The sequence below is a fragment of the Roseiarcus sp. genome, from assembly GCF_052145395.1.
Classification (GTDB): Bacteria; Pseudomonadota; Alphaproteobacteria; order Rhizobiales; family Beijerinckiaceae; genus Roseiarcus.
Genome location: NZ_JBKQOT010000081.1, coordinates 1 through 3,259, shown reverse-complemented (window position 1 = coordinate 3,259; position 3,259 = coordinate 1). Strand labels below are relative to the sequence as shown.

Below are 3,259 nucleotides of genomic sequence, written 5' to 3'. Positions count from 1 at the left end.
CGTGCCGATGCCGCCGATGACGACGATGAAGATCACATCGGCGGTCCAGTCGAGGACGGAGAACGCGGCGTCCGGCGAAATGCGCGCCTTCTGAACATAGATAAGGGCGCCGGTCAGTCCCGTGAGGAATGCGGCCATGAGGTAGACGAAGGTCTTGACCCGGCGCGCGTCGACGCCGACCGAGCGAGCGGTCTCCTGATTGTCGCGCACCGCGGCGAGCGCCAATCCCTGACGCGAGCGCAGGAGAGGATAGATGAAGCCGATTGTTCCGACGGCGAGGGCCAAGGCCAGCCAGTAGCAGAGCGTGTCGACAGACTGGGCGGCGCGAAAGCCGAAGAGGCGGCCGATCATCGGAGCGCCGAGCATCTCGCGGGTCGCCGAGGCTGGCAACGAGGTCCCGGTGCCGCCCCCGAGCGCCGTCCACTGGGCGAGCGTAAGGCGCGCCACCTCCGCGACGACCCAGGTTCCGATAGCGAAATGTGGCCCCTGCAGTCGAAAGACGAACCGGCCGGTCAGCGCCGCGAGCGCCGTCGCCGCAGCGCCTGCGATCAGAACGGCAAGCAGCGGATCAAGTCCCGCAAAAAGAACGCAGGCGAACATCACGTACCCGCCAAAGCCGACAAATGCTTGCTGGCCGACAGAGACGAGACCTGCATATCCGGCGAGCACGTTCCAGCTCTGGGCCAGCACCAGCATCGTCAGGATGAAGAAAAGGTCCTGCACCACGCCGCGCGACGCGAAAAGCGGCGCGGCGAATCCAACCAGGACGGCTGCAAATGCAAATACCGCGAAGCCCGAGGAAACTCTCGTTCCCTTCCTGATTCGCCACGTCGTCGTGGGGGCCGTTTCCACTTGGCCCTCCTAATTAGTCCATCACGCGCGGGAAGAGGCCGCGCGGCATGACCAGGAGCACAACGATGAACGCGAGATGGCCGAGCAGAAGCTGCCACTCGGGATTGATCGAAGCGCCGAACGTTTGTGCAACGCCTATGATGACGCCGCCCGCAAGCGTGCCCCACAGCGATCCGAGGCCGCCGATAATGACGGCCTCGAACGCATAGATGAGCCGCGCGGGGCCGATGGTGGGGTCAAAATTGGCGCGTGCGCCGAGATAGAGCGCGGCGATCGTGGCGACGACCATCGCGATGCCGGTTGCGACGGCGAACATCCGATCCGGCCTTATACCCATAAGGCCGGCCGTGGCCTTGTCGTCCGAAGTGGCGCGAAACGCGCGGCCGAGCTCGGTTCGATAGAAGAGCCAGTTGAGGCCCACAATGACGGCGAGCGCGGACAGGAAGGTGATCAGCGGCATGACCCCGACGTTGACAGGGCCGAGGGGCAGCGACGCCGTCTCGAGCCATCCGACGGAGATACGGCGGCTGTCGGCCGAAAATCCTTCGAGCAAGCCGTTCTGTATCACGATCGAGAGGCCGAACGTGACCAGCAACGGCGGCAGAATGTCCGAACCCAGCGTCCGGTTAAGCACCTGCAGCTGAAGCAAGAAACCCATCGCGAACATGATCGGGATGGCTACAAGCGTGGCCACGAACGCGTTGAGCCCGAGCGCCGTGACGAGGGTCAGGATAAGGAAGGCGGCGAGCACGATGAGATCGCCATGAGCCAGATTGACCAACCGCATGACGCCGAAGACCAGCGATAGCCCGGCAGCGAAGAGCGCATAGAGCCCGCCGAGCAGGACACCCTGGATCAGCGTGTCGACGAGGCTCACCATCCGGGCGCTCCAAAATAGGCGGCGTGAATCGCGTCGCGCGTGAGCCCGGCGGGTGACCCGGAGAGGGTGATCCGGCCCCCCATCATGCAATAGACGCGATCGGCCGCCCGGAGCGCCCGTCCGATGTCCTGCTCGACGATGACCATGGACGCGCCTGTTTCGCGAAGCCGGGGGAAGACCCCATAGATGTCGCGGATGACCACCGGCGCCAGCCCCAAGCTGATCTCGTCGCAGAGAAGAACGCGAGGGTTCGACATGAGGGCGCGCCCGATCGCCGCCATTTGCTGCTGGCCGCCGGAGAGCGCGGCTGGGAAAGCGTTGCGTCGCTCTTTCAGGGCGGGGAACAGCTGGTAGACCGTCTCCAGCGACCACGCTCCCGGGGCCCGCCGGCCGTATTTGCCAATGAGAAGATTCTCTTCGACGGACAGCGAGGGAAACAGTTTTCTCCCCTCGGGCACCATCGCGATGCCGAGCGACATGACCTCGGCCGCTGGCGCCGCGCCGATCGGCCGTCCGTCGAAAAGGATTTGCTCGGCGGGATTGCCGAGCACCCCGGCGATCGACCGCATCAGCGTCGATTTGCCCGCCCCATTGGCGCCGACGATGGCGATGGTCTCGCCCGAGTTCAAAGCCAGGTCGATGCCGAACAAGGCCTGGAAGTCGCCGTAGCGCGCTGTGAGACCCTTGACCTCCAGGAGCGCCATCAGACATCGATCCCGACGTAGACTTCACGGACCTCGCGCGAGGCCATGATCGCCTCTGGCTTGCCTACGCCGATGACCCTGCCAAAATTGAGCACCAGCAAACGGTCTACGACGGCGTTCAGCGCGTGCAGAACGTGCTCGATCCAGATGATGGAGACGCCTCGTCGCCGCAGGCCGCGGATCGTCTCGACGAGGGAATGACACTCGGCCTCGGTGAGGCCGCCGGCGATTTCATCGAGAAGCAGAAGTTTCGGGTCCGTTGCCAGGGCGCGCGCCAGCTCGAGCCGCTTGCGTTGCAAGAGGCCGAGCGCTCCCGCCAGTTGATTGGCGCGACTGAATAGTCCCGTTTCGACAAGAATCTCGGCGCAGCTGTCGGTGACTTCGCGCTCTCGCTTGCGCGATCCGAACGCTGCGGCCACCAGCAGGTTCTCGAAGACCGTCAGCTGCTCGAACGGCTGCGGGATTTGGAACGTCCGGCCGACCCCACGCTGGCACCGAGTCATCGGCGGCTCGGAAGTCACGTTCCTGCCCGCAAAGCGAATAGCGCCTGCTTCGGGCCGGATTGTCCCGGCAATGAGGTTGAAGAGGGTCGATTTGCCTGCCCCATTCGGGCCGATGACGCCAAGCGCCTCCCCTTCGGGGACCGCGAACGTCACGTCGTCCGTCACCCTCAATGCGCCGAAGCTCTTAGAGACGTTTTGAAGTTCGAGGATCAAAATTCCTTCCCCTGATTCTTGCGGCCGGATGCGCGGATCTTCCGTCGTAAGAGCTGACCATCCTGAAGCTCAGCCCCTCGTCTGCCGGTTCAGACGATCGGCTCCAT

At 64.3% G+C, this 3,259-nt stretch carries 4 protein-coding genes; all 4 read right to left on the bottom strand.

Annotated elements, in window-relative coordinates; genetic code table 11:
* The coding region (locus ACLP25_RS02750; RefSeq protein WP_442467706.1) for a branched-chain amino acid ABC transporter permease at positions 1–852 on the bottom strand (852 nt) is incomplete at its 3' end.
* A 13-nt stretch (positions 853–865) separates the two neighbouring features.
* Entirely contained in the window at positions 866–1,732 is an 867-nt protein-coding gene (locus ACLP25_RS02745) for a branched-chain amino acid ABC transporter permease (protein ID WP_442467705.1), read from the bottom strand.
* On the bottom strand, positions 1,726–2,436 hold the full coding sequence (locus ACLP25_RS02740) for an ABC transporter ATP-binding protein (RefSeq protein WP_442467704.1): 711 nt from the start codon (positions 2,434–2,436) through the stop codon (positions 1,726–1,728). Before ACLP25_RS02740 ends, ACLP25_RS02745 begins: the two co-directional genes overlap by 7 nt.
* Positions 2,436–3,155 carry an ABC transporter ATP-binding protein gene (locus ACLP25_RS02735; protein WP_442467707.1) on the bottom strand — a complete coding sequence of 240 codons (720 nt, stop codon included), beginning with the start codon at positions 3,153–3,155 and terminating at the stop codon, positions 2,436–2,438. Before ACLP25_RS02735 ends, ACLP25_RS02740 begins: the two co-directional genes overlap by 1 nt.
* Positions 3,156–3,259 lie beyond the last annotated feature (104 nt).